28 protein-coding genes are annotated in these 22,463 nt (G+C 70.6%); 15 read left to right on the forward strand and 13 right to left on the reverse strand.

All coding sequences use genetic code 11. From position 1 onward, the window contains the following. Positions 1-47: 47 nt before the first annotated feature. Together ACFWYW_RS28945 and ACFWYW_RS28950 are read left to right on the forward strand one after the other, a co-directional pair. The gene (locus tag ACFWYW_RS28945) at positions 48-755 is read left to right on the forward strand and encodes an SDR family oxidoreductase (protein WP_379615921.1); all 708 of its coding nucleotides are present in this window, start codon (positions 48-50) and stop codon (positions 753-755) included. Positions 756-924: 169 nt separating this feature from the next. Beyond that, positions 925-1,491 carry a dihydrofolate reductase family protein gene (locus tag ACFWYW_RS28950; RefSeq protein ID WP_379615923.1) on the forward strand — a complete coding sequence of 189 codons (567 nt, stop codon included), beginning with the start codon at positions 925-927 and terminating at the stop codon, positions 1,489-1,491. A gap of 24 nt (positions 1,492-1,515) precedes the next feature. Here ACFWYW_RS28950 and ACFWYW_RS28955 read toward each other — a convergent pair whose 3' ends face one another. After that, positions 1,516-2,538, reverse strand: coding sequence for an RNA polymerase subunit sigma-70 (locus tag ACFWYW_RS28955; protein ID WP_379615925.1), 1,023 nt, complete (start codon positions 2,536-2,538; stop codon positions 1,516-1,518). Between the two features lie 219 nt (positions 2,539-2,757). On the opposite strand from ACFWYW_RS28955, the gene ACFWYW_RS28960 reads away from it, so the two are divergent. Further along, positions 2,758-3,003 carry a hypothetical protein gene (locus ACFWYW_RS28960; protein WP_379615927.1) on the forward strand — a complete coding sequence of 82 codons (246 nt, stop codon included), beginning with the start codon at positions 2,758-2,760 and terminating at the stop codon, positions 3,001-3,003. Positions 3,004-3,152: 149 nt separating this feature from the next. On the opposite strand, the gene ACFWYW_RS28965 is transcribed toward ACFWYW_RS28960, so the two are convergent. Next, entirely contained in the window at positions 3,153-4,013 is an 861-nt protein-coding gene (locus ACFWYW_RS28965) for a phosphotransferase (protein WP_379615929.1), read from the reverse strand. 35 nt (positions 4,014-4,048) lie between these two features. Then, positions 4,049-6,655: an alanine--tRNA ligase gene (gene alaS / locus ACFWYW_RS28970; RefSeq protein WP_379615931.1), complete on the reverse strand. Its 2,607-nt coding sequence runs from the start codon at positions 6,653-6,655 to the stop codon at positions 4,049-4,051. 49 nt (positions 6,656-6,704) lie between these two features. On the opposite strand from alaS, the gene tsaD reads away from it, so the two are divergent. After that, positions 6,705-7,715, forward strand: a complete 1,011-nt coding sequence (gene tsaD, locus ACFWYW_RS28975; protein WP_379615933.1) for a tRNA (adenosine(37)-N6)-threonylcarbamoyltransferase complex transferase subunit TsaD — start codon at positions 6,705-6,707, stop codon at positions 7,713-7,715. Positions 7,716-7,789: 74 nt separating this feature from the next. Here tsaD and ACFWYW_RS28980 read toward each other — a convergent pair whose 3' ends face one another. After that, positions 7,790-8,158, reverse strand: coding sequence for a hypothetical protein (locus ACFWYW_RS28980; RefSeq protein WP_379615935.1), 369 nt, complete (start codon positions 8,156-8,158; stop codon positions 7,790-7,792). 155 nt (positions 8,159-8,313) lie between these two features. Between ACFWYW_RS28980 and ACFWYW_RS28985 the strand changes: the two genes are divergently transcribed. Beyond that, positions 8,314-8,826 (forward strand): carboxymuconolactone decarboxylase family protein, encoded by a 513-nt coding sequence (locus ACFWYW_RS28985; RefSeq protein WP_379615937.1) that lies wholly within the window; start codon positions 8,314-8,316, stop codon positions 8,824-8,826. A gap of 47 nt (positions 8,827-8,873) precedes the next feature. On the opposite strand, the gene ACFWYW_RS28990 is transcribed toward ACFWYW_RS28985, so the two are convergent. Then, complete coding sequence (locus ACFWYW_RS28990; protein WP_379615939.1) at positions 8,874-9,341, reverse strand: MBL fold metallo-hydrolase; 468 nt, start codon at positions 9,339-9,341, stop codon at positions 8,874-8,876. 19 nt (positions 9,342-9,360) lie between these two features. Here ACFWYW_RS28990 and ACFWYW_RS28995 point away from each other — a divergent pair, with 19 nt between their 5' ends. Next, the gene (locus ACFWYW_RS28995; protein WP_379615941.1) at positions 9,361-9,489 is read left to right on the forward strand and encodes a cupin domain-containing protein; all 129 of its coding nucleotides are present in this window, start codon (positions 9,361-9,363) and stop codon (positions 9,487-9,489) included. 77 nt (positions 9,490-9,566) lie between these two features. Next, positions 9,567-10,064, forward strand: a complete 498-nt coding sequence (locus ACFWYW_RS29000; protein ID WP_379615943.1) for an SRPBCC family protein — start codon at positions 9,567-9,569, stop codon at positions 10,062-10,064. 2 nt (positions 10,065-10,066) lie between these two features. On the opposite strand, the gene ACFWYW_RS29005 is transcribed toward ACFWYW_RS29000, so the two are convergent. Then, positions 10,067-10,219 carry a hypothetical protein gene (locus tag ACFWYW_RS29005; protein ID WP_379615945.1) on the reverse strand — a complete coding sequence of 51 codons (153 nt, stop codon included), beginning with the start codon at positions 10,217-10,219 and terminating at the stop codon, positions 10,067-10,069. Between the two features lie 285 nt (positions 10,220-10,504). Here ACFWYW_RS29005 and ACFWYW_RS29010 point away from each other — a divergent pair, with 285 nt between their 5' ends. Together ACFWYW_RS29010 and ACFWYW_RS29015 are read left to right on the forward strand one after the other, a co-directional pair. Further along, complete coding sequence (locus ACFWYW_RS29010; protein WP_379615947.1) at positions 10,505-11,056, forward strand: RNA polymerase sigma factor; 552 nt, start codon at positions 10,505-10,507, stop codon at positions 11,054-11,056. Beyond that, the gene (locus ACFWYW_RS29015) at positions 11,053-11,904 is read left to right on the forward strand and encodes a hypothetical protein (protein ID WP_379615949.1); all 852 of its coding nucleotides are present in this window, start codon (positions 11,053-11,055) and stop codon (positions 11,902-11,904) included. Before ACFWYW_RS29010 ends, ACFWYW_RS29015 begins: the two co-directional genes overlap by 4 nt. Before the next feature lie 170 nt (positions 11,905-12,074). On the opposite strand, the gene ACFWYW_RS29020 is transcribed toward ACFWYW_RS29015, so the two are convergent. Next, a complete protein-coding gene (locus tag ACFWYW_RS29020) occupies positions 12,075-12,962 on the reverse strand; it encodes an alpha/beta fold hydrolase (RefSeq protein ID WP_379615951.1) in 888 nt (295 codons plus the stop codon). A gap of 121 nt (positions 12,963-13,083) precedes the next feature. Then, entirely contained in the window at positions 13,084-13,497 is a 414-nt protein-coding gene (locus ACFWYW_RS29025) for a hypothetical protein (protein WP_379615953.1), read from the reverse strand. Between the two features lie 123 nt (positions 13,498-13,620). Between ACFWYW_RS29025 and ACFWYW_RS29030 the strand changes: the two genes are divergently transcribed. Continuing rightward, complete coding sequence (locus tag ACFWYW_RS29030; protein ID WP_379615955.1) at positions 13,621-14,400, forward strand: helix-turn-helix domain-containing protein; 780 nt, start codon at positions 13,621-13,623, stop codon at positions 14,398-14,400. Positions 14,401-14,405: 5 nt separating this feature from the next. Here ACFWYW_RS29030 and ACFWYW_RS29035 read toward each other — a convergent pair whose 3' ends face one another. Continuing rightward, complete coding sequence (locus ACFWYW_RS29035) at positions 14,406-14,996, reverse strand: HAD family hydrolase (protein ID WP_379615957.1); 591 nt, start codon at positions 14,994-14,996, stop codon at positions 14,406-14,408. 149 nt (positions 14,997-15,145) lie between these two features. Here ACFWYW_RS29035 and ACFWYW_RS29040 point away from each other — a divergent pair, with 149 nt between their 5' ends. Beyond that, positions 15,146-15,727 (forward strand): LysE family translocator, encoded by a 582-nt coding sequence (locus ACFWYW_RS29040; RefSeq protein ID WP_379615959.1) that lies wholly within the window; start codon positions 15,146-15,148, stop codon positions 15,725-15,727. Between the two features lie 62 nt (positions 15,728-15,789). Here the strand turns inward: ACFWYW_RS29040 and ACFWYW_RS29045 are convergent, their stop codons facing one another. Further along, positions 15,790-16,464: a DNA polymerase beta superfamily protein gene (locus tag ACFWYW_RS29045; protein ID WP_379615961.1), complete on the reverse strand. Its 675-nt coding sequence runs from the start codon at positions 16,462-16,464 to the stop codon at positions 15,790-15,792. Between the two features lie 256 nt (positions 16,465-16,720). Next, positions 16,721-17,953, reverse strand: coding sequence for a hypothetical protein (locus ACFWYW_RS29050; RefSeq protein WP_379641108.1), 1,233 nt, complete (start codon positions 17,951-17,953; stop codon positions 16,721-16,723). 19 nt (positions 17,954-17,972) lie between these two features. Here ACFWYW_RS29050 and ACFWYW_RS29055 point away from each other — a divergent pair, with 19 nt between their 5' ends. Further along, positions 17,973-18,380, forward strand: a complete 408-nt coding sequence (locus tag ACFWYW_RS29055) for a hypothetical protein (protein WP_379641109.1) — start codon at positions 17,973-17,975, stop codon at positions 18,378-18,380. 84 nt (positions 18,381-18,464) lie between these two features. Here the strand turns inward: ACFWYW_RS29055 and ACFWYW_RS29060 are convergent, their stop codons facing one another. Then, positions 18,465-19,568, reverse strand: a complete 1,104-nt coding sequence (locus ACFWYW_RS29060) for an adenosine deaminase (RefSeq protein ID WP_379615965.1) — start codon at positions 19,566-19,568, stop codon at positions 18,465-18,467. Positions 19,569-19,922: 354 nt separating this feature from the next. On the opposite strand from ACFWYW_RS29060, the gene ACFWYW_RS29065 reads away from it, so the two are divergent. The 3 genes from ACFWYW_RS29065 to ACFWYW_RS29075 are packed head-to-tail and all read left to right on the forward strand — an operon-like array spanning position 19,923 to position 21,394. Continuing rightward, complete coding sequence (locus tag ACFWYW_RS29065) at positions 19,923-20,324, forward strand: MarR family winged helix-turn-helix transcriptional regulator (RefSeq protein ID WP_379615967.1); 402 nt, start codon at positions 19,923-19,925, stop codon at positions 20,322-20,324. Between the two features lie 34 nt (positions 20,325-20,358). After that, on the forward strand, positions 20,359-20,739 hold the full coding sequence (locus tag ACFWYW_RS29070; protein ID WP_379616124.1) for a RidA family protein: 381 nt from the start codon (positions 20,359-20,361) through the stop codon (positions 20,737-20,739). Then, positions 20,729-21,394: a pyridoxal-phosphate dependent enzyme gene (locus ACFWYW_RS29075; protein ID WP_379615969.1), complete on the forward strand. Its 666-nt coding sequence runs from the start codon at positions 20,729-20,731 to the stop codon at positions 21,392-21,394. Before ACFWYW_RS29070 ends, ACFWYW_RS29075 begins: the two co-directional genes overlap by 11 nt. A gap of 16 nt (positions 21,395-21,410) precedes the next feature. Here ACFWYW_RS29075 and ACFWYW_RS29080 read toward each other — a convergent pair whose 3' ends face one another. Then, complete coding sequence (locus tag ACFWYW_RS29080; RefSeq protein ID WP_379615971.1) at positions 21,411-22,412, reverse strand: Lrp/AsnC family transcriptional regulator; 1,002 nt, start codon at positions 22,410-22,412, stop codon at positions 21,411-21,413. Between the last annotated feature and the right edge of the window lie 51 nt (positions 22,413-22,463).

Below are 22,463 nucleotides of genomic sequence, written 5' to 3' on the forward strand. Positions count from 1 at the left end.
CACAACACTTGCCTCTGACGTCAACGTCAGGTTTTAGCCTAACCGGTATGCAGATCAACGGAGCACATGTGCTGGTCACCGGCGCCAACCGGGGCCTGGGCCGGCAATTCATCCTTTCCCTCCTCGACCGTGGCGCCGGCAAGGTGTACGCGACCGCCCGCCGTCCCGACCTCATCGACGTACCGGGAGTCGTCCCGCTGCGCCTGGACATCACGGACCCGGCGTCGGTCGCCGCCGCGGCAACCGCGGCACCCGACGTCAAGATCGTCATCAACAACGCGGGCATCTCCACCGGCACGAACCTCATCGCCGGGGACCTGGACACGATCCGCCGCGAGATGGACACCCACTTCTACGGCACCCTCAACGTGATCCGCGCCTTCGCACCGCAACTGGCCGACGGCGCGATCCTCAACGTCCTGTCCGCGATCTCCTGGCTCGCCTTCAACGGCCAGGGCGCCTACCACGCGGCCAAGGCCGCCGAGTGGGCGCTCACCAACAGCGTCCGCCTGGAGCTGGCCGGCCAGCGTACCCTGGTGACGGGCCTGCACCTGGGCGCCGCCGACACCGACATGATGGCCTGGTACGACGGCGACAAGACCGCGCCCGAGGCGGTCGTCGCGGCGGCCCTCGACGGCATCGAGGCGCACCGGCCCGAGGTGCTCGCCGACGCCTGGAGCCGCCAGGTGAAGGCGTGGCTGTCCGAGGACCCGAGCGTCATGTACCGGGAAGCAGAGGCCGCCCTCACGGCCTGACCTCCTACGTGAACCACACGCCAGAGCGCGGCCGATCGGCTCAGGTGGTGTTCGAGCTCACCGCGTACGCCGTGCTGAATCCGGAACCCGGGGGACCATCCGCGACCGATTAGGTTTCCGCGCCGCGTCCGTCTGTACGTGTGAGAGCGACTCAAAGGAGGCCGGCACGATGCGGAAACTGATCTTCGCCATGAACCTGAGCCTGGACGGCTACATCGCCGCGCCCGGCGACGACATCGGCTGGGGCGGGCCGCCGAGCGACGAGCTGTTCCAGTGGTGGCTCGACCGGGAGCGGGCGATCGGGCTGTCGTTGTACGGGCGCAAGCTGTGGGAGACGATGAGCTCCTACTGGCCGACCGGCGACCAACAGCCCAGCGCGACCCCGGCGGAGATCGCGTTCGCGCGGAACTGGCGGGACACGCCGAAGGTGGTGTTCTCCTCGACGGTCGACAAGGTCGACTGGAACACCCGCCTGGTCACCGGCGACGCGGTCGCCGAGATCACCCGGCTCAAGGCCGAGGACGGCGCCCCGATGGGCATCGCCGGCGCGACGCTCGCCGGGGCGGCCATGCGGGCCGGGCTGATCGACGAGTACGCCCTGGCCACCTACCCGGTCCTGGTCGGCGGCGGCACGCCGTTCTTCACGGCACTGGACGGCTGGGTGAACCTGACCCTGCTGGAGACACGGACGTTCCCCGGCGGCGTGGTCCTGACCCGATACCAGACGAGGCGATGAGGGAGCCTTCCCCGGGCCCCTTGCTCATTCCCCAGTGACTTCGGTGATGTTGGGGACTTGCCCGATCACAGGGGGCAGGCCCAGCCATGGCTTGCCGGCGGCGTCGAATCCGGTGAGCTCGGCGATCTTCCCGTCGACGATGTGCAGGACCGCGATGGCGAACAACCGGTACTCCGCGTCGCCGGGGGCGCGGAGGTACAGCGCGGCGGCGGGCATGCGGTTGACCGTCGTGGCGACGCAGCGCCAGTCGTCGTGGCCGCGCTGGAAGAGCCCGCCGGAGACCCAGCCGTCCACCGCGTCTCTGGCCGTGACGATCAAGGTGCCAGGGTCGGGCAGCATGGCGAAGCGCAGGTCGTCGCGCAGCAGGGCCATCAGCCCGTCGAGGTCGTTGCGCTCATGGGCGTCGATGTACGACTTCACCACGCCGCGCTCGTCATCCGACAGCTCGTGGGTGGCGGGGCTGCGCCAGTCGAGGCGGCGGCCGGGTAGCTGCTCGCGCATCGTCACGCGCGCCCGCTGCAGCGCGCTGGTCACCGATGCGACGGTCAGTTCGAGGGCGTCGGCGGCCTTCGACGCCGGCCAGCCCAGGACGTCGCGCAGGATGAGCACCGCCCGCTGCCGCGGCGGCAGGTGCTGGACGGCCACGATGAACGCCAGCTCGATCGTCTCCCGCGCCACCACCGAGTCCTGCGGGTCCTCGGGGAGCATCCGGTCGGGGTACGGCTGCAGGTTCAGCAACTCGGCCGGCACGGGTGTGCGGTCGTTGCGCTTGTCCAGGAAGTCGAGGCAGGCGTTCGTCGCGATCCGGTACAGCCAGGTCCGCAGCGTGGCGTGGCCCTTGAACGACTCCCGCTTGTTCCACGCTCGCAGGAACGTCTCCTGCGTCATGTCCTGGGCGTCCTCGTAGTTCGCGAGCATCCGGTAGCAGTGCACCTGCAGCTCACGGCGGTGGCGCTCGGTGAGGAGCGCGAACGTCGCCGTGTCGTCCGATCGGACCGCCGCGATGAACGTGGCCTCGTCGTCGCCCGGCGGTCTGGCGTCGGTCATGGTCGTCAATCCTTCCACGGGTGGTGAGGGGCTACCAGAACTGACGACGCGGCGGAGGATTTCTGATCGGTGAACCCGGATAGTCCAAGATAGCGATCGCCTTTGGCAACGATTACCTCAATCCCAGGGTGCGGGAGATCGAGGAGGGTACATGAGGCTGCGCAAGCAGGTCAGATTTCCGGTCCGGCCCATCACGCGGCATTATGAGAGGTGGTTGACATGAGCTCGGCCTTTTATTACCGCACCGTCTCCGACTCTTCCTGGACGACAATCCAGGACCCAAAGGAGGGGTGCTACGACCTCCACGCGGACGTCAGCCTCGCGCAGAACAAGACCAACTTCAAAGCGCTTCTTTATACGACATATTCGTGCAACGAAGACCACCTGCATCATGCGCTCATCCCCAACGAAACGTGGGACGGCGGCCTGACGACAATCAGATCCGTCCGTTTCGAAGCGTCCTGACCTGACGCCGCCGGGCGGGTCGTTTGGAGCGGGTCATGCCATTGGTGGTGATATGCGGCCCGCGGAGTGCGTAAGAACGAAAAGCCCACCGCGTCCCTACGAACAGACCCCGCCGTCCCGAACACCAGAGCGGCCCTCGGCCTGTCGCTCTACCCACCATCCAGTCGCCTGGCGACCGTGTCGAGTGTCGGCCAAGGAGGACCCTCGCGCAGCGACCGCAGGAGTTCCTCCCCGAACCGGCTCCCGTTCGGAAGCTGGTCGCCGCGTTTCCAACGCCACGCCGCGACCATCGCGAGCACGAGCTGCCGGCACTCGTCCAGCAGTCCTCGGTCAACGTTCGGATAGTGCGCGCAGACCGCCTCGGCGACATGGGCGAGATCGAACTCGACGGGTCCACGGCAGCACGTCTCCAGGTCGATGAACAACGGGCCGTTCATCGTGGCGAGCACGTTGCCCGGATGCGGCTCGCCATGGAGCAGTTGCTCCACGGCGCCGCGGTCCTCGATCGCCCGTCGCAGGCTGCCCAGCCTGCCGCTGAGGAACGCGCGGTCCGCGGCGGCGAGTCCTGGCGAGAGAGCCGGATGGGCGACGACCTCTTCCGCCTCCGCGATGCGATCCGTGAACCGCGGGCTCGGCACGTCGACCTCGCGCATGCCGGCGTGAAGTTGCTCCAGTGCCTTGGCGTAGTCGGCTGGTGAGATGTGAGGGGTCACGGGTTCGTAGTAGGTCCACAGCGTCACCGTGAAGCCGTCGCGCGTGTACACGCGTGGCTCCACCCGAGGTTCCAGGAGGCCGGTCGGGCATCCGGCGCGGGCGAGCCGTACAGCGAGCTCGACTTCGAACTGCGCGGCCTCATGCTCCGCGGGGGCGACCCGGGCAAGGACGTCGCACGGCGTCAGCCGCAGCGCCACCCTGTTCGAGTTGTGGAGAACGATGGCGTCGCCGGCCGGCAGGTCGAGTGACGCGGCGACCGAAGTCGCGGCCGCGATCGCGCGCGTGATGTCGGTCATGTCCACCCTGGAATCTTGGCATTGCTGCTCCGTGATCATCGGGAGATGAGCGTGGCGATCGCGGTGAAGGCCGCCTCGGGGTCCGCGGGCGCCCTGCCCTGGGCCAGCAGCGGTCCGCCGCCGCCCTTGCCGTCGAGCACCGCCTTGACCAGGGTCCCGGCCGACAGTCCCGCGCCGCCCGCCGCCTCGTTGAGCGCCACGACGAAGCCGCCGGGTGAGGCCACCGCCACCACGGCGGCGCGGGCCGGAAGGCGGTCGCGGACCAGTTCGGCCAGCACACGCGGGTCGAGGTCGGTGCGGGCCGTGGCCAGCAGCGCGGGGCCGAGGTCGCGGGCCGCGTCGGCCACGCCGGCCGCCTCGGCGGTGAGCAGGCGTTCGCGCAGTTCCTGGGCTTGGCGTTCGGCCTGCTTCATGCGTTCGAGCAGGCCCGCGACGCGGTCGGGGAGTTCGGCGCGTGGCGCGTTGAGCTGTTCGGCCAGGCGGGCGACGAGGTCGCGTTCGCGGGCCAGGTAGCGGAAGGCCTCGATGCCGGTGACCGCCTCGACGCGGCGCTGGCCGGCGCCGACGGAGGACTCGGCGGTGAGCGCGATGGCGCCGATCTGCGCGGCGTGCTCGACGTGGGTGCCGCCGCAGAGCTCGCGCGACCAGGCGCCGCCGATCTCGACGACGCGGACCGTCTCGTCGTAGGTCTCGCCGAACAACGCCAGCGCGCCCTCGGCGCGGGCCTCGGGCAGCGGCATGAACCGCACCTCGACCGGCAGGTCCCGGCGGACGGCGAGGTTGGCGACCTCCTCGATCTCGCTGCGCGTGGCCGTGGACAGCCCGCCGCGCCAGGAGAAGTCGAGCCGCAGGTAGCCGGGCCGGTTGTAGGAGCCGGACTGCAGGGCGGCGGGTCCGAGCACCTCGCGCAGCGCCGCGTGCACGACGTGGGTGCCCGAGTGCGCCTGCCGCGCGCCCAGCCGCCAGTCCGCGTCCACAGCGGCATGTACGGCGGAGCCGACGCCGACCGAGCCGCCGGTGATCCGGACCTGGTGCACGATCAGCCCCTTGAGCGGCCGCTGCACGTCGAGGACCGCCCCGGCGAACGAGGGGCCGCGCAACTCGCCGGCGTCGCTGTCCTGGCCGCCGGACTCGGCGTAGAAGGGTGTGCGATCGAGCACGATCCCGACGATCTCCCCTTCCGCGGCCGTCTCGGCGGGTACGCCGTCCCGCAGGATGGCCACCACGGTGGCGTCGGCTTCGAGCGTCCGGTAGGCCAGCCAGTCGGTGGGGCCCACGCGGCCGAGCACGTCGCGGAAGACGCCGGTGCCGGCGTGACCACGCTTCTTGGCCTGCGCGTCGTCCTTGGCACGCCGGCGCTGCTCGCCCATCAGCCGCCGGAATCCGTCCACGTCCACCTCCAGGCCGCGTTCGGCCGCGATCTCCACGGTCAGGTCGATCGGGAAGCCGTAGGTGTCGTGCAACCGGAACGCGGTGGCTCCCGGCAGCCGGAGGGGAGCGGCGGCCAGTTCCCGGTCGAGAACGACGTTGCCCTGCTTGAGGGTGGCGTCGAACGCCCGCTCCTCGCCGTAGGCGTAGGAGGAGATGCGCTCGAAGCCGGCGGCCACCTCTGGATAGGAGGCCGCCATGCAGTCGCGGGCCACGGGAAGGAGCTCGGGCAGCGCCGGTCCGTCGTGGCCGAGCAGCCGCACGGCACGCACCGCGCGGCGCAGGATCCGGCGCAGGACGTAACCCCGGCCCTCGTTGGCGGGGGTGACGCCGTCGGAGATCAGCATGAGCGCGGTGCGGACGTGGTCGGCGACGATGCGCAGCCGTACGTCGTCATCCTTGTTCGCCCCGTACGGCGTGCCGGTCAGCGCGGCGGCGGCGTCGAGGATCGGGCGGGTCTCGTCGATCTCATAGATGTTGTCCACGCCCTGCAGCAGCGCGGCCATGCGTTCCAGGCCCATGCCGGTGTCGATGTTGCGGGCGGGCAGTTCGCCGAGGATCGGGTAGTCCTCCTTGCCGGTGCCTTCCCCGCGCTCGTACTGCATGAAGACGAGGTTCCAGAACTCCAGGTAGCGGTCCTCGTCGACCTCGGGACCGCCTTCGGGGCCGTAGGCGGGGCCGCGGTCGTAGTAGAGCTCCGAGCAGGGGCCGCACGGTCCCGGCACGCCCATGGACCAGAAGTTGTCCTTCTTGCCCCGGCGCACGATGCGCTCCTCGGGCAGGCCGACGACGTCGCGCCAGATGGTGTACGCCTCGTCGTCCTCGTGGTAGACCGTCGCCCAGACCTTGGCCGGATCCAGGCCGTAGCCGCCGTCGGCGACCGGCGTGGTGGACAGCGTCCAGGCCAGCCGGATGGCCTCCTCCTTGAAGTAGTCCCCGAAGGAGAAGTTGCCGTTCATCTGGAAGAACGTGCCGTGCCTGGTGGTCTTGCCGACCTCGTCGATGTCGAGGGTGCGCACGCACTTCTGCACGCTGGCCGCCCGGGGGTACGGCGGGGCGTTCTGCCCGAGCAGAAAGGGCTTGAACGGCACCATCCCGGCGTTGACGAACAGCAGGTTCGGGTCGTCGGCGGGCAGGGGCGCGCTGGGGACCACGGTGTGCCCCGCGGCCGAGAAGTGATCCAGGAAGCGCCGTTTGACCTCAGCCGTTCTCATGAGTCGCATATTATTCGTAGTTGCAAATCAATCGCGATAAGGAGTCGGTGTGGCCGTTGTCCTGGGGATCGAGACCTCGTGCGACGAGACCGGCGTCGGCGTCGTCGCCGGCGGGCGCGTCCTGGGCGCGGCGCTGGCCTCCTCGATGGACGAGCACGCCCGGTTCGGCGGCGTGGTGCCGGAGATCGCCGCCAGGGCGCACCTGGAATCCCTGGTCCCCTGCCTGCGCACGGCCATGGAACAGGCGAAGATCGAGCCCGGCGACGTCGACGCGATAGCGGTCACCTCCGGCCCCGGACTGGCCAGCGCGCTGCAGATCGGGCTGGCCGCCGCCAAGTCACTCGCGCTCGCCTGGAACAAGCCGTTGTACGGCGTGCACCACCTGGCCGGGCACGTCGCCGCCGACACGCTGGAGCATGGGCCGCTGCCGGAGCGCTCGATCGCGCTGATCGTCTCCGGCGGCCACACCTCGCTGCTCATGCTGGGCGACCTGGCCCGCGACCCGATCGCGCACCTGGGCGACACCCGCGACGACGCCGCGGGGGAGGCGTTCGACAAGGTGGCCCGCCTGCTCGGCCTCGGCTACCCCGGCGGCCCCTCGGTCAGCCGAGCGGCCACCGAGGGCGACCCGGCCGCCATCGCCTTCCCGCGCGCCATGCTCGGCCAGGGCTACCATTTCTCCTTTTCCGGGCTGAAGACCGCCGTGGCCCGCCACGTCGAGCGCGGCGAGCGGAACGTGCCGGACATAGCCGCCTCCTTCCAGGAGGCCGTGGTCGACATCCTGACCCGCAAGGCCGTCGCCGCCTGCCTGGAGCACGACGTGCGTACCCTGCTGATCGTCGGCGGCGTCGCCGCGAACGCACGCCTGCGCGAGGTGGCGGCGGCGCGCTGCGCCGCGGCGGGCATCGCCCTGCGTGTCCCGCCGCCCGCGCTGTGCACGGACAACGGCCTGATGATCGCCGCCGTCGGCGACCTGCTGGCCGAGGCCGGGCACCCACCGGCCACCCTAGGCCTGTCCACCGACTCCTCCGCCCTGCTGACACGGGCGGTTTGTGTATGACCTGACATGGCTTGGGTGCGCCGGCAGGGGGACGGCCCGCCCCACCAGGAGCGGGCCGATACTACGGACGGTCCTCAGCAGGAGATGGAGGCCTCCACGCTGACGCCGTCGTTGTCGACCGTGACCTTGAACGACCCCGTGATGGCGGTGGTGACCGAGGGCGCCGGGTCGACCCGGACGAACACCGGGTCACCCTCGCGCAGAGCCCGGGCGACCGGCGCGAACGCGGAACGGGTACGCTCCAGCCTCATCCGGGACAGCCCGGTCTGCTGCGCCCTCGAGAGCGCGAACAGCCTGGCGAGCAGCAGCCGTGGATCGCGGTCGAGCTCGGCGGCGACCTGCCAGGCCAGTTCGTCGTCGGCGCGGATCTGGTCGACGATGCGCTGCGCGTCCTCGGTGGTGACCGGGGTGGCCACGGGGAACTTCTCGATGGTGTTGGCCATGTTCATCCTTCTGTTGAGGTTTGCCACCCACACTTCGGTTGTGGCCGGCACCCTGGATGACTCCTTGCATCGGCGTTCTGACGCGGTCGAGCGTGGTCGATACGGGTCGCCATCGGCGCCGCCCCGCCAGGTACCCGGTGACCTAGGCTCTGGGCATGGCCCGTATCCCGTACGCGGACATGTCCGCCTTGCCCGACGACCTGCGGGAGTGGCATGCGAGGTTGCCGCCGAACTCCCATCTGTTCATGATGGTCGCTCACTCCGAAGCGAGCGCGGCGACGCTCATGCGGGTGGGTCTGCAGCAGATCAGAGAGCTGGAGCTGCCGGCGCGGCTGCGCGAACTCGCGGCGAACGCCACCGCCTGCGTGCTCGGCGCGGACTATCTGCGCGTCCGGCACAACCCGCCCGGTGTGCCGATCACGCCGGACGAGCGCGCGGCGGTCTACCGCGGCGACCACTCCGGGTTCGGCGGCATCGATCTGGCCGTGCTCACCTTCGCGACGGCGGTGGCGCGCGGGCTGCCGGTGGACGACGCGGTGTTCGCACCGGTCCGCGCCGGACTGAGCGACCGCCAGATCGTCGAGCTGATTCAGGTCATCGGCTACTACTGGATGTTCGGGCAGTTCGCGAACGTTCTGCGGATCGAGGCCGAGCCGTACGAGAAATGAGCACGGTTCTGGAGGCTGTCCGGGTGCTCGAGAGCCGACAGGCTCGATCAGCCGATCGGCGGGGCGAGGTATTCCAGCGCGTAACCGCCCCCGGACGGGGTTACGCGGGCGATGCCTGGTGAGTCGAGGTGGGCGCCGGCTACGAAGTGGTGCGGCTGGGTCAGCCGTTCGAGGAGGGCCGCTCGCGCGGTGCGGGCCTGGGACTGGTCCCCGTCGAGTTCCCAGGAGACCTTCGGCTGATCGAATTGGAGCGTGGGAACGTGGACGGTGTCGCCCCAGGCGAGAAGGTGGCCGGTGCCGCTCCTGACGTCGTAGACGGTGTGGCCGGGGGTGTGGCCCGGTGTCGGGATCGCGGTGACCCAGTCGTTGATCGCGACACTCTCCGGCACGGGTACGACCCGGTCGCGGATCGGCGTGAGCCGTCCCGTGAACACCGAGGTGTCGCCCGCGCCGATCCACACGCGTTCGAGTTTGGTGAACGCCTCGGACCCGTCCGGTGCGATCAGGCCGCTCACGTGGTCTTCGTGCTTGTGGGTGAGCGGGATCATCGAGACCCTGAACGCCGGCGACTCCCTGGTCTTCCAGGCCGACGCGGACCACGGCTTCGCCAACCGAACCAACGCCCCCTGCGAGTACGTCATGGTCATCTCACGCAGGACCTGATCGGGCTGTCGTACCTTGACGGGTCAAGGTAGTGTCTTCGCTGAGCCACCTGAAGCGACGAGGAGAGGAGCACGACAATGGCTGACCTGCCGGCCTTTGTGTACGTCACCTTCATCCAGGCTGCGCCGGAGCGCGTCTGGCACGCGCTGACCGACGCCGACGTGACCGCCGAATACTGGGCAGAGCACCGCAACGTCTCCGACTGGCAGGTCGGCTCGGCCTGGGAGCACCCGCGCACCGATGGTTCCGGGATCGTCGACCTCGTGGGCACGGTACTGGAGGCCGTACCGCCCAAGCGGCTGGTGATCACCCGGTCCGGCCCGAACGAGGAGCGGCCCGGCGGGCCCGGCCGGGTCACCTTCGACATCGAGCCGCACGGCGACATCGTCCGCCTCACCGTCACCCACGAGAACCTGTCCGACCACGGCGAACACGTCTCGGTCTCCGCCGGATGGCCGTCCGTGCTGGCCAACCTCAAGACCTTCCTGGAGACCGGGCACGTCCTCCCGCAAGGACCATGGGAGATGTACGCGGAGATGCGCGCCGCCCGCATGGCGCTCAACGACCCCAAGTGACTTTAGGGGCGGCGGTGGCACAGGGCGACGGCGCCCGTCGCGGGGATGGTGGTGGCGTGGGAAAGCCGCCAGGCCGAGGCGAGTCCGTCGGGCAGCAGGCAGATGGACGCCGTCCTCCTGCTCGGCGGCCACGTCCGCAACACCCGATCCGTCACCTCGGCCTGCACCCAGCCCCGCCCTCAGCGCCCTGCTCGACCCAGGTCGCCGACGGCTTTCCCGCGCTGAGCGCCGCCATCGCGTCCGCCGGCGACCCGGCCCCGGACAGAAGCCGTGAATTCGGCCTCCAGCGCCTCCTCGACGGCCTGGAGGTCCTCATCGCCCAACGCACCCGCTGACCGAACAAGCGCTCTGTCTCCAGCGCGGGGCCTCCCTCCTGTCACATCCGGAGATTGCCGGACATCAACTCGCATGTGGCAACGGTCAATCGGAAGGACGGCAATGTGGCACCGACGGAGTCCCGGCGGCGTTTCGAGGAGCTTTACACCGAGCACTACGCGGCCGTCGCCGCCTACGTCCGCCGGCGGACCGGCCGCCCGGACGACACCGCCGACGTGATCGCCGATACGTTCACCACGGCCTGGCGCCGCCTGGCGGACGTGCCGGAAGGCGAGGGGGCCAGGCTGTGGTTGTACGCGACGGCCAGACGGACCCTGGCCAACCACCACCGCACCACGCTGCGCCGCTCGGCGCTGACCCAGCGCCTGCAGCAGGAACTCGCGCTGTATGCCGACGCTCCGCCCGACCCGCTGCCGCAGGGGGCGTGGGAGGCGTTCGCCCGCCTGTCGGATGACGACAGGGAACTGCTGTCGCTGGCCGGATGGGAGGAGCTCGGCTCCGATGACATCGCCAAGGTGCTCGGGTGCTCGCGCGTGGCGGCCCGCCAGCGCCTGCACCGTGCCCGCAAACGCCTGGCCGCCGAACTGGCCGCCACCGACATCGACCTCAGCGTGTACGGCAGGCGCGCCGTAAGCCTCGTCAAGGAGAAAGCATGACCCTCGCCCAGGACGAACTCCTCAAGCGGATGGCACGCGACCCCGGCCCCGGGCTCACGCCGGTCGCGCGTGACCTGATGACGCAGATCATGGACACGGCCGAGCCCGAGCCGCGTACGGCCCGCGTCCGCTGGAGTCCGCTGGTGGCACTGCCGGTGGCCGCGGCGCTCGCCGCGATGGGCTGGTCGGCTGCCGCGCTCCTGAGTTCCGAGCCCGCCTCGGCACTGGCCATCAAGGAGACGGCCGACAGCTACGTCATCGAGGTCAATGACCTGTACGCCGACTCCCGGGTGTACGAACGCCAGCTGCGCGAGGCCGGACTCGACATCTCCCTGGAGGTGGTGCCCGCCACCCCGAGCAACGTCGGCGAGATCAGCCCCGACGCCCCCGGCTGGACCAGCGGCTCCTTCCCCCATGCCGACCAGATCAAGACGATCGACCGCCTGGGCTGTGACCTGGGGGTGGGCCGTACGTGCCCGATCGGCATCACCGTGGCCAAGGACTTCACCGGCACGGCCACCCTCAGGCTCGGCCGCGAAGCCCGCCCGGGGGAGGAGTACGCGATCATCGCCGCCCTGACCGGCCAGGGCGAACCCTTGCACTGCAAGCCCTTCTACAACCGCCGCGTGAACGAGGTGCGCGCGAGCCTGGCCGCCCTGGGGCTTTCCGTCAAGGACTACGCGGTCCAGAACGGCTCGGAGGTGGAGGAGAAGGACTCCGTCCCCGACTCCATGTACGTCACGGGCGGCTCACTGACCGAGTACGGCAAGGCCGGGCTCATCGTCAGCAGAACGCCGATGCCCGAGGACCTCATGCGCACACTCCTCCGAAAAGAGGGCTGCGAATAAGCACACACATCGCACTCCCGCCGGTGTTGCGGCGAGGTTGTGCTCAGTGATCACCTTACGGCGGCTCGGCGCGGCGGGCCGGGGTTGTGGGCGTTCGGCTTCTTGGAGGCCCACGCTCCGTGAGCTGCCGTTCCTCCTGCGCCGGGTGACTGCACCTTGGCGAGGAGTTCTCAGGTTCGGCGGAGGAACTCGGCGATCGGCTCGCTCTGGCCGAAGATGGCGTGACCGGCTTCGGGGAGCAGGGTCACGGTCGCGTGCGGGACGCACTCTCGGACACGCCGCGCGCTCTGGTGGGAGTCGAACATGGCGTCCTGGCCACCGACGATGACCAGGACGGGCATGGTGAGGCCGCGCAACGCGTCGTCGGGGAAGACCGGGAGCTTTTCCCTGCGGGGGTTGAAGTGTGTGAACGTCAGGACGACGGCGTCGAGCGCCTGCCGGTCCCTGTCCGCGTCCAGTCCCGCGACGGCCATGGCCGACTCGCGTAGCCCGCCGCGCCGGAAGGGGCGGGCCAGGAGGGCCTTGAAGATCCAGCCGACCTTCTGCCGTCCCACACCACCGGGACACATCAGGGCCAGGCGGGTCACGCGTCCTGGACGACGGATCGCGTAGTCCAGGGCCGTCCAGCCGCCGAGGGACGTGCCGGCGAACGCGGCGCCGGTGACCTGGAGCCCGTCCAGCACGTCGTCCAGCCAGAGGGCCACGGCGCCGGAGTCCAGGGCGGGACGCGAGGGCGCGCTCAGGCCGGGCTCGCCGACGAGGTCGACCGCGTACGTACGAAAGTGCCGCGACCAGGTGCCGACGTCCGCGCGCCACATCGACGTGTTCGCGCCCGAGCCGTGCAGCAGCACCAGGGGCGGCGCGTCCCGCGGGCCGGAGGCGAGGACGAAGGTCTCGCCCTCGCGAGTCGGTACCCGTATGTGCTCGGCGGGAACCGGCCAGGTGTCCAGCACCTGCCGGTAGTGGTCGAGGAGCTCGCGTTCGCCCGCTTGGGACTTGTAGATCGCCCCTCGGGCGATGTCGAGCGGATCGTGGCCGGATCTGTTCGAGTCGGGCATGGGAACCACCTCCTTGGCGACAGTGAAGGCCTTGTCACGGTGTCAAGGTCAAGTGCCGAGCATTCGCCCAGGCTCGTTTGAGCGAATGCCCGGCATCTACGGGTGGGCCATCACGTGGTTGCTAGCAGGGGCGCCACCACGAGCCGTAGGCAGTGGACGGCGCACTGGCGCTCACGGCCTGGAAGCGGATGAACACCCGGTAGAAGGTGCCGCAGGCCAGCCCCAGCATCCTGGAGTAGGCCCTGGGGAAGTGCCGCTGCCAGCCGTTGCCGCTTTCCGTGCCGGCGCCGCCGGAGGTGCTGCGGAGGAGCTGGCAGGCGCGGATGATCATCGACTCCGGCAGGTTGGTGATGGTGCACATGCCCCGGGCCCGGGCGGCGTTCCCGAAGATCGTGAGGTTGATCTTGTAGCCGCCGGCGTAGGAATAGGTGTCGCGGTGCAGGACGCTGTCGGCGGACGCCACCGCCGGTGTGAGGGCCAGGGTGGCCACGATGATGGAGAGGGCGCCCAGCAGTGTCCGGACTCGGCCTGACATCCGTCATCTCCTTTGGTCGGGAGTTGGGGGGACAGTGCCAGCTCGCCATACCTGACTGCTCTTGTCATCGCTTCCGGGCTGCGCATCAATAGCAACAACAACCGCAACAACCCGGAGCGGGCCATGTCGCGAGGTGGACGTAAGGATCAGCCGATCGACCGCGAAACGGGTCCCGTCGCGGAGTTCGTCGACGATCTGCGCCGGCTGCGAGGCGAGATGTCGTTGCAGGAGGTCGGGCAGCGGATGCGCTACCACTCCAGCACGATCTCCCGGCGGCTGAATCCGGCGGAGCTGCCGCCGCTGGACTTCGTCCGCTCGTATGTCGAGGCCTGTGGCGGGGATCCGGACGCCTGGGAGGCCCGGTGGCGCGCAGTCGCGGGGGAGCCGGGATCGCCCCCCGGCCTTCCGGGAGAACCGGCCGGCCAGCCGCCACGGCGCGGGTCCTGGCGGCTCCCGCTGGCCGCCGCGCTCGCCGTCGTGACCGTCGCCGGGGGTAGCGGATACCTCTGGCTCTCCAGCCGGGAACCGGGTCCCGCGAACGCGACTCCCGCCTCGGCCTCTCCGCCGGTATCCCCGGCCAGCGGCTTCCCCTGGAAGGTCACGAACATGTACAAGCAGGTGACCTCTCGCGAGTGGACGCAGCATGCGGAGGGCGACCTCGAGGTCTGGGCGAACCTCTCCTGTCCCACCGGGATGACCGAGTACTGGATCGCCTTACGCCCCGGCGGCGCGTCCGCCCGCTTCGAGTGCGGCTCCTGGCAAGTGCACACCTGGACCGGCCTGCGCCCGGGCCGCTACAACTTCGAGCTCTGGAAGGACAATGACGGCCGCGCCGTCTCCGGGATCGGCGTCGTCCGCTCCACTTCCTCCATCGTGCAGCACCCGAAGCCGTCCCCGGCCTGACGCGGTCAGCGCTGCCCCGGCGGAGGAACGCGCACCCAGGCCATGCCGGCGGCCTTAGCGGCCTGAATCCCGTTGTCGGCGTCCTCGAAGACCAGGCAGCGCTCCGGGTCGACGCCCAGCTGCCGGGCCGCGATCAGAAACGGGTCCGGGGCGGGTTTGGCCCGCGGATAGTCACCGGCGCAGACCATCACCTCGAACCTGTCGAGCAGCCCCAGGGCGGTCAGCGTGGCCGTCACCGACTCACGGTCGCTACCGGAGACGACGGCGAACGGGATGCGGCCGAACGCGGCTTCGATGTGTTCAAGCACGCCGGGCACCGCCGTCAGCCGGGGCAGCATCTCCTGGCAGAGCTCCTCACCGCGGCGAGCGACGGCCGGCACCGGCATGGCCAGCCCTTGGCTCGCATTGAGATCGGCGATGATGTCGGCCACCGTCCGACCGGCCCACGCGTAGAACAGTTCCTCGGAGAGCTCGCATCCCCACTCGCCCAGCGCCTGCCGCCAGGCGAGAAAGCGCAGCGGCATGGAATCCGCGATGGTCCCGTCGCAGTCGAACAGATAGGCGCCGAACTCACCCGGGGGAAGATCCAAGATCACCCGGATATTCTATGGCCGAGGTTGACGATCTCTGCGCCGGCCCCGGAGTGCCCGTTTCGGGCGTGCCTGCGATGACAAGTACTAGGGTGGCCGTCGTGATGAATGCGGCGGAAATGGTGGCTTTCGCGGGTGTGATGATGCTCGGCGCGATGTCTCCCGGGCCTGACTTCGCCGTGGTCGTCCGGCGTTCCGCCGTCTCCGGTCGCGCGTACGGCATGGCCGCCGCGGCCGGGGTCTCGGCCGGTGTGTTCGTCTGGGTGCTGGCCGCGGCGAGCGGCATCGCGGCCCTGCTGGCGGCGTCGGCCGTGGCGTTCACCGTGGTCAAGGTCGTCGGGGCCGGCTACCTGCTGTACCTCGGGGTCAGGGCGTGGCACGCGGCGCTGCGTAAAGACGGTGACCTGCGGCTGGACCTGCCCCACCCCGGAAGGCGCGGCCCGCTGGCGGCGTTCAGCGAGGGGCTGCTGACGAACGTGCTCAACCCCAAGGCGGCGCTGTTCTTCATCGCGCTGGTGCCCCAGTTCGTCTCCGGCGAGGCCGTGCTGGGCGACGCGCTGGTGCTGTCGCTGATCGCGGTGGTGGGGACCGTCCTGTGGTTCCTCCTGGTGGCCAACCTCGTGGGGGCGCTGCGCCGGCTGTTCGCGAAGCCGGCCGTACGCAAGGCCGTTGACGGGCTCACCGGAACGGCGTTGATCGCCCTCGGCGTCAACCTGGCCGTCGCCGGCCGCCCATAGAGCCCCGTGTGAGGACGTCCCGCCCCGCGAGCGGGACGATCGCCAGGCCGGCGTCGCGCAGGCTAGGGAGCCGCCTGCCGGAGGCTCGCCAGCCTCAGCTCGATCAGTGTGGCGTTCACCCGCGCGGTGTCAGGGCGGCCGGGCAGCACCGAGTCGATCGAGTCGAGCGCCGCCAGCTCCGTCCTGATGACGGCGGAGAACGCCTTCGGATTGCGCGTGGCCAGCTCAGCCGCGGCGAGCACGTCCTCGCGCTGCGCCGTCATGTCGGTGATCAGATGCCCGCTCGTCAGCAGTGCACGCCCTTGCCGGAGGAGCCGGAGGCAGTCTCGTGCGTACGCGGTGATGAGCTCGGCGTCCTCGTCGGCAGGCGGCGAAGGCCGGCGGAACAGCCGCAGGGCCGCGCCTCCATAGGCTTTGCGCACGCATGGCGCCGACAAGAACGCCTCGCGGAGCTCGACGAGAGCGTGCCCCGCTTCGGTACAGACCGTGTGGCTGCCGAGCCACAGCAGTTCGCTCGCCGCCGGATCGGCTTCGAGCGCGAGGGTCGCGAACTTGTGGAGCTCGTGCATCGTGAGGTCGCCGCCCGGGCTCACATATGTGCGCGCGAGTGCGGCCGGCCCGTGCAGTCCGCAGACGTCTTCGGCGTCCGCGAGATACACCCCGAGCACCTTCGGCTCGTCGTCCTCGGGGTCCAGCCCGTGTACGGCGGGCCCCACCACCCCCATCAGCACCGTCATACGGGAACCACCTTCGGGCGGCGGTGGGCCACGAATGCCAGATGGGTACCGCCCCAGCGATAACGCGATTTCTCCGGCCCGGTCACCGGTCGAGAGTATGTCATGGCGTATCCGGTCCGGCCGGAGGTCGCGGACGTACCCCATCGGAGACGCACCGAATGACTCGACCACGCCTACGTCATCGACGGCGACGTGCTGGTCCGGCGAGGCTGGGACCATCGTTCCGACAGGCCGAGCCACGCCGGGGTTTCGAGATCTAGGAGGGCCCGGTCAGGGTGTAGCCGCGGGTGACCGCGGTGAGATCGCCGTCCTCTCGGGTGGCGGCGACCAGGCCAGGAGGTCGGGGGACGAAGCCGGGCACCCCCGTCAGCCCGTCGGTCTCGGCGATCACCGTGAGGCGGATCCGGTCCTTGTCCCGTAGACGTACGGTGAGCTGGACGCCCTGAGCGGGGAGGCCGCGGAAGCGGATCTCCGCGGGCCAGGTGCCGGTTCGTGCGCCGGTGACGGGCACGCCCACCGACCCGAACCGGCCGGCCGAGGCGGTGGCGTGGGTGATCGGCCGGTCGAACCGCAGGGTCACCGAGCGCGTGCCCTTCCCGGCGGTCACGTGCAGTTTCAGCGTGTCCGCTCGGTGGGCCAGGACGTCGGCCCGCGGGCCCTCGGCGGCGATCGCCGGTGCGGGGCCGGTCCACAGCGTGCCCCGCGCGTACCCGGCGGGCAGCGCGGAGACGTCGTGGCCGGACACGTACTGCCTGGTCCACCGCGCCGGGTCCGCGTCGGCGCTGACCCAGTGGGCGGTACGGGTGCCGGCGTCCATGACGTACGCCAGATGGGTGCGTTGCGGGCGATCGGCGTCGAAGACGTCCGCCACGAGCCCGGCGGCGACCAGCCCGGCCGCGAGGAGAAGGGCCGTGAACGGCGCCGCGAGGACGGCGGCCCGCTTCGGCCGGGTGGCGGGATCGGGCAGGAACGGTTCCCCGACCGGCACCACGATCAGCCCGAACAGTGCCAGCACCAGCGCGCTCACCCCGCCCAGCGCCAGCCCCATTCCGTCGAAGACGTCACGGGCCAGCCCCGGCAGCAGCATCGCGGCCGTGACCGGACCCAGCAGCGCCACAGCCGCCCGCGCCCAGGCCGGGGCGCGGAGCAGGAGCGCGCCCGACCAGCCGGCCGCGCCCGCCAGCGCCGGCAGCGTGAACAGGAAGGACGCCCCGGGAGCGACCTGGCAGCACAGCAGACCCAGCCCGGCGAGCCAGGTCAGCGCCCCGACCGCCAGCGCAGCCGGGCCGAGCCTGCGCCGCAGGAGCAGGTACCAGCCGAGGACGGCCAGCGCGCACAGGACCGCGATCGCCGCCCGGTACGGCAGCGGGCGATGCAGCAGCCCGCCCATCAGGTCGTAGGCGGGCCGCCAGGACACCAGCAGTTCCCACAACCCCTGCGCCAGGGCGGCCGACACCGCCGGCGGCACCACGGCCGATGCCACGGCCACCAGCAGCCGGGCAGTCGTAGTGCGCGGCGATGAGCACGGTGCCGGTCGGGTCCGTTCCCCGCAGCCGGGCCACGATGTTGTCGACCTGGCCGAACGCCGCCAGCCCCGCCGCGGACCAGGCGCCGACCGCGCGCTGGACCTCCACCTGCAGCCCCGCCGCGCGCAGTTGCCCCGCCAGGTAGGTTTGGGCGCGCTTGCTCGCGGGGCTGCCGATGGGCCGCGGTTCGGCGGCGAACCGTTTCAGGTGCACCAGCGCGCGCTCGGCGCTGAACTGCTCGCCCGGGGCGCCGGCCGGCAAGGACTGCATGGTGCTGTCGGTCATGAACGACAGCATGATCACCACGGCCAGGGTGAGCACGGCCGCCAGTCCGGCCGCCAGGCGTCGTCGGACGTGGAGCAATTTTCCGATCATGACGAGGTACGGTAGGACGGGCCGGTCACCGCGTGGAATGAGGCGCTTACCCGTCCGTACCTGTGGTTTTCCGCAGCATCGAAGACGCTGGCCCGGTCGTCATCCGCCGGCGGCCCGCCAGGCCGGGTCGACGATGGTGGTCATGATCTCCTGCCGCTCGTCCAGGTCGCCGAAACCGGAGCGGATCGCGTTGCCGACCAGCCGGTGCAGTTCGGCGACGGTCAGCTGGTGAGCGTCGGCCACGGCGGCCATCTCGCCGCTGACCTTCACTCCGGACATCAGCCGGTTGTCGGTGTTCACCGTGACGTTGAAGCCGAGGCGGAGCATCGGCCCGATGGGATGACGTTCCAGGGAGTCCACGGCCCCGATCTGCACATGGCAGGTTGGCGCCATCTCCAGGCAGATCTGCCGGTCCCGGACATAGCCTGCCAACCGGCCGAGCCGGGGAGCCGGGCCGTCCACATCCGTGATGTCCTGGGCCAGCCGGACGCCGTGCCCGATCCGTTCCGCGCCGTGCTCCAGCGCATCGGAGATGAGCCACAGGGCCGGCTCCTCGCTGGCGTGGACGGTCAGCCGGACCAGCTCCGCACGGACCAGGCCGAGCGCCGCCGCGTGCAGCGAGGCGGGCCAGCCCGTCTCGGCGCCGGCCAGGTCGAACCCGGCGACCCGGGGGTCACGGCGCCGCCGGCGGGCGGCCAGCTCGGCGATCTCCAGCGAGCGGCGCTCGGTCCGCAACGCGCAGATGATCGTGTTGACGACGATCGGGAAGCCACCGGGGGTCGAGGCCTCGGCCATCCCTTCCGCCAGCCCGTCCTGCACGGCTTGCACGACCTCGTCCAGGCGCAGCCCCCGCTCCTGGTGTTGCTCCGGCGCGAACCGCACCTCCGCGTAGACGACGCCGTCGGCGGCCAGGTCGAGAACGGCCTCGCGGGCCACCCGGCGCAGCCCCTCAGCCGTCTGCATGACGGCCGTGGTGTGCTGGAACGTGTCCAGATAGGCCACCAGGTCACGCTGCTCGGCACCGCGGACGAACCATCGGGCCAGCTCATGCTCGTCGGCCGACGGAAGCCGGTGGCCGATGGCATCGGCCAGCTCGATGATCGTCGCAGGCCGTAGCCCGCCGTCGAGGTGATCGTGCAAGACCGCCGTCGGCAGGTCGGGGCGGAGCCCGCCCGTCCGGCGGTCGAACAGAGTGGTGGTCATTCGCCTCATCCCAGCTCGCTGACGGTGATCACGAAGCCCGCGCGATCGGCATTCTCGTGGACGCCGGCCGGCGGCGCACTCACGCGCCTTTCCCGGTAATCCTGTCCACGAACCGCCTGACGAAGGTGGCCCGGTCCACCTCGAACGATGCGTACCCGTGGGCTGGTACCCCAGGGCCGGGCGTCGGAGTCCTGGCCGGGCCGCCGTCCGGCGATCGCCATGCCCCGCGTGCAGAGCCCCCGGGTCTCCTCAGCCGTGATCAACTCGGGATGCGCGACCACACCCCGGGATCCGGTGAGGGGTTGGTTGAGGTCGGGCCTTGTCAGAGCGCAGCCGGGCCAGCCCGGGTGGTTCATGGAGGCCCAGTGTCATTGCACGACTCTGCGTGCCGCGGCGCGCAGAGTCACGGCTCTTTATGACGCCGCGTTGCAGCCCGCGGCGATCAACGCCGCACAGTTCGCGCTGCTGCGCAAGCTGCACACCACCGGTCCGGTGTCGATCCAACGGCTCGCCGAGGCGGTCGAGCTCGAGCGATCGACGGTGGCGCGCAACGTGCGCGTCCTGGAGAAATCAGGGTTCGTCCGCCTCGCCACCACCGCCGCGGATCGGCGGACGACCATGATTCATCTGAGCCCGCCGGGCGCCGAAGCGCTGAAGGCGGCCACGCCGCTCTGGGAGAGCGCGCAACGTCGGATCGAGGAGTCCCTCGGCGTCGAGGGCGCCCTGGCGCTGCGCGAGACCCTGCGGTCCCTGTGACCATCCGCCCACAAGGAGCCTTGTCTTGACCGTCATGCGTACGACATCTGGACCCGGCCTGCCGTCCGGTTTCCCGTTCAGCCTCGCCGCCGCGGCGAACGGCTTCTGCTTCATCAGCGGAATGCCCGCCCTCGGCGCCGACGGCACCTACACGGCCGGCACGTTCACCAGCGAAGCCGATCTGGCCTGGCGTAACGTCACCAACATCGCCGAGGCGGCCGGGTATTCGGCCCGGGACATCGTTTTCGTGCAGTGCGTGCTCGCCGACATCGGCCACTACGGCGAGTTCAACGACTGGTGGCGGCGGAGGTTCGCCGACCCGTCCGTCGCTCCGGCGCGTTTCACCTTCCAGGCCGGCGCGCTGCCGTTCGGCGCGAAGATCGAACTCCAGGCGGTCGCCCACCGTGGCCGGTAGCGCCGCACCCGCCGAGCCGGCGCTCGTAGCCGGACCCGCCGAGGTGACGGGCGCGGACGTCGCCGTCGCCCGAGCCCGGCTGGACGGCCGAGTCCGGCGGACACCGGCGATGCGGATCGAGGCCGGCCAGCTCGGGACCGCCCATCCGGGGTTTTGGGTCAAGCTCGAGTCGCTGCAGGTCACTGGCGCGTTCAAGGCGCGCGGCGCGCTCAACAGCCTGCTCGCCGCCCAGATCCCGCGGGCCGGCGTCTGCGCGGCCAGCGGCGGCAATCACGGCCAGGCCGTCGCCTGGGCGGCCGGCCTGCTCGGCGTACCGGCCACGGTCTTCGTCCCGACGACCTGCCCGGCCATCAAGCTCCGCCGCCTCGCCGGGTACCAGGCCTCGGTAACGGTCACCGGCGCCGTCTACGAGGAGAGCCTCGCCGCCGCCGAGCACTTCGCCGCGCGTACCGGCGCGTCGCTCATCCACCCCTTCGACCACCCCATGACCGTCGCCGGCGCCGGAACGGCGGCCGCCGAATTCATCGAGCAGGTCCCCGATCTGGACACCGTCCTGGCCGCCGTCCTCGACGGCGCCTATCTGCCGGTACGCGATGAGGTCGTAGGGATCCTCAGTTGCGGTGGAAACGTCGACATCACCGCCCTCCCGCTCTAGCGGCGTGCGACCGTGACTAGCCGGGCGGCTCGGCGAGTGCCGCTTCGACGCGGGCCTCCGCCCACGGCCACATCAGGTAGCCGCGCTTGACCGCCAGCACCTGCACGTTAGCCGTCCATGACTGGATGCCGGGGATGGAGGCCAGGGTCCGCGAGGTGAAGTGGTGGATGTCGGCGGTGGTCGGCATGATCACCTCGCACATCAGCGACGCCTGCCCCAGCGTCGCCGTGATGAGCCGGACTCCGCGCTCGGCGTTGAGCCGTTCGGCGACGCTGTCCAGCATGGCCGGTTCGACCGACAGCCAGAAGAGGATCTCCGCCTCGAAACCCAGCGCGGCCGCCGGGATGAAGGTCGCCACGGTCGCGCAGCCCCGTTCGAGCATCGCCTCCAGCCGCCGCCTGGCGGTGCTCTCGCTGATGCCCAGGCCGTCGGCGATCGACTGGAAGCTGGCGCGGCCGTCGACGCGGGTGGCCGCGAGGATGCCGCGGTCGACCTCGTCGAGGTGGCCGGGCTCGCACGACTGCGGCTTCGGCGGTACGGCCAGCGTCTTGTCGGCCTGGTCCAGCAGCTGCAGGCTCCAGTCGTAGGTCACCTTGTAGGTGTGCAGGACCAGGTCGGCGCTGCTGTTGAGCGTGCCCGGGATGTGGTGGACGTAGTCGACGAGCATGGAGTACAGGTCGCGCGCCTTGGGCGCGACGAGCTCGAAGACGATGTCGTGGGCGCCGGTGACGATGGCGACGAACCGGATGTCGGGGTTGCGCGCCAGCAGCCCCGCCACCTGGAGCTGGCTGCCGGGGGCACAACTGACGCGCACCATGAAGACGTGCACCGGCCCATCGTGCTCCAGGTTCGGCAGCACCGCGACGCGGACGGCCCCGGAGGCGAACAACTGCTGGGCACGCCGGGCCACCGTGGTGGTGGAGGTGCCGATCACCTGCGCGATGTCGGTCCAGCTGGCTCTGCCGTTCACGTGCAGTGCCGCGAGGATCCTGCGGTCGAGCTCATCGAGATCATTCATCGGAGGCATCATCGCGCGTTCACCGCCGCGCGGGCACCTTCTGGCTGAGGC

This window comes from Nonomuraea sp. NPDC059023, assembly GCF_042740095.1.
Taxonomy (GTDB): domain Bacteria; phylum Actinomycetota; class Actinomycetes; order Streptosporangiales; family Streptosporangiaceae; genus Nonomuraea.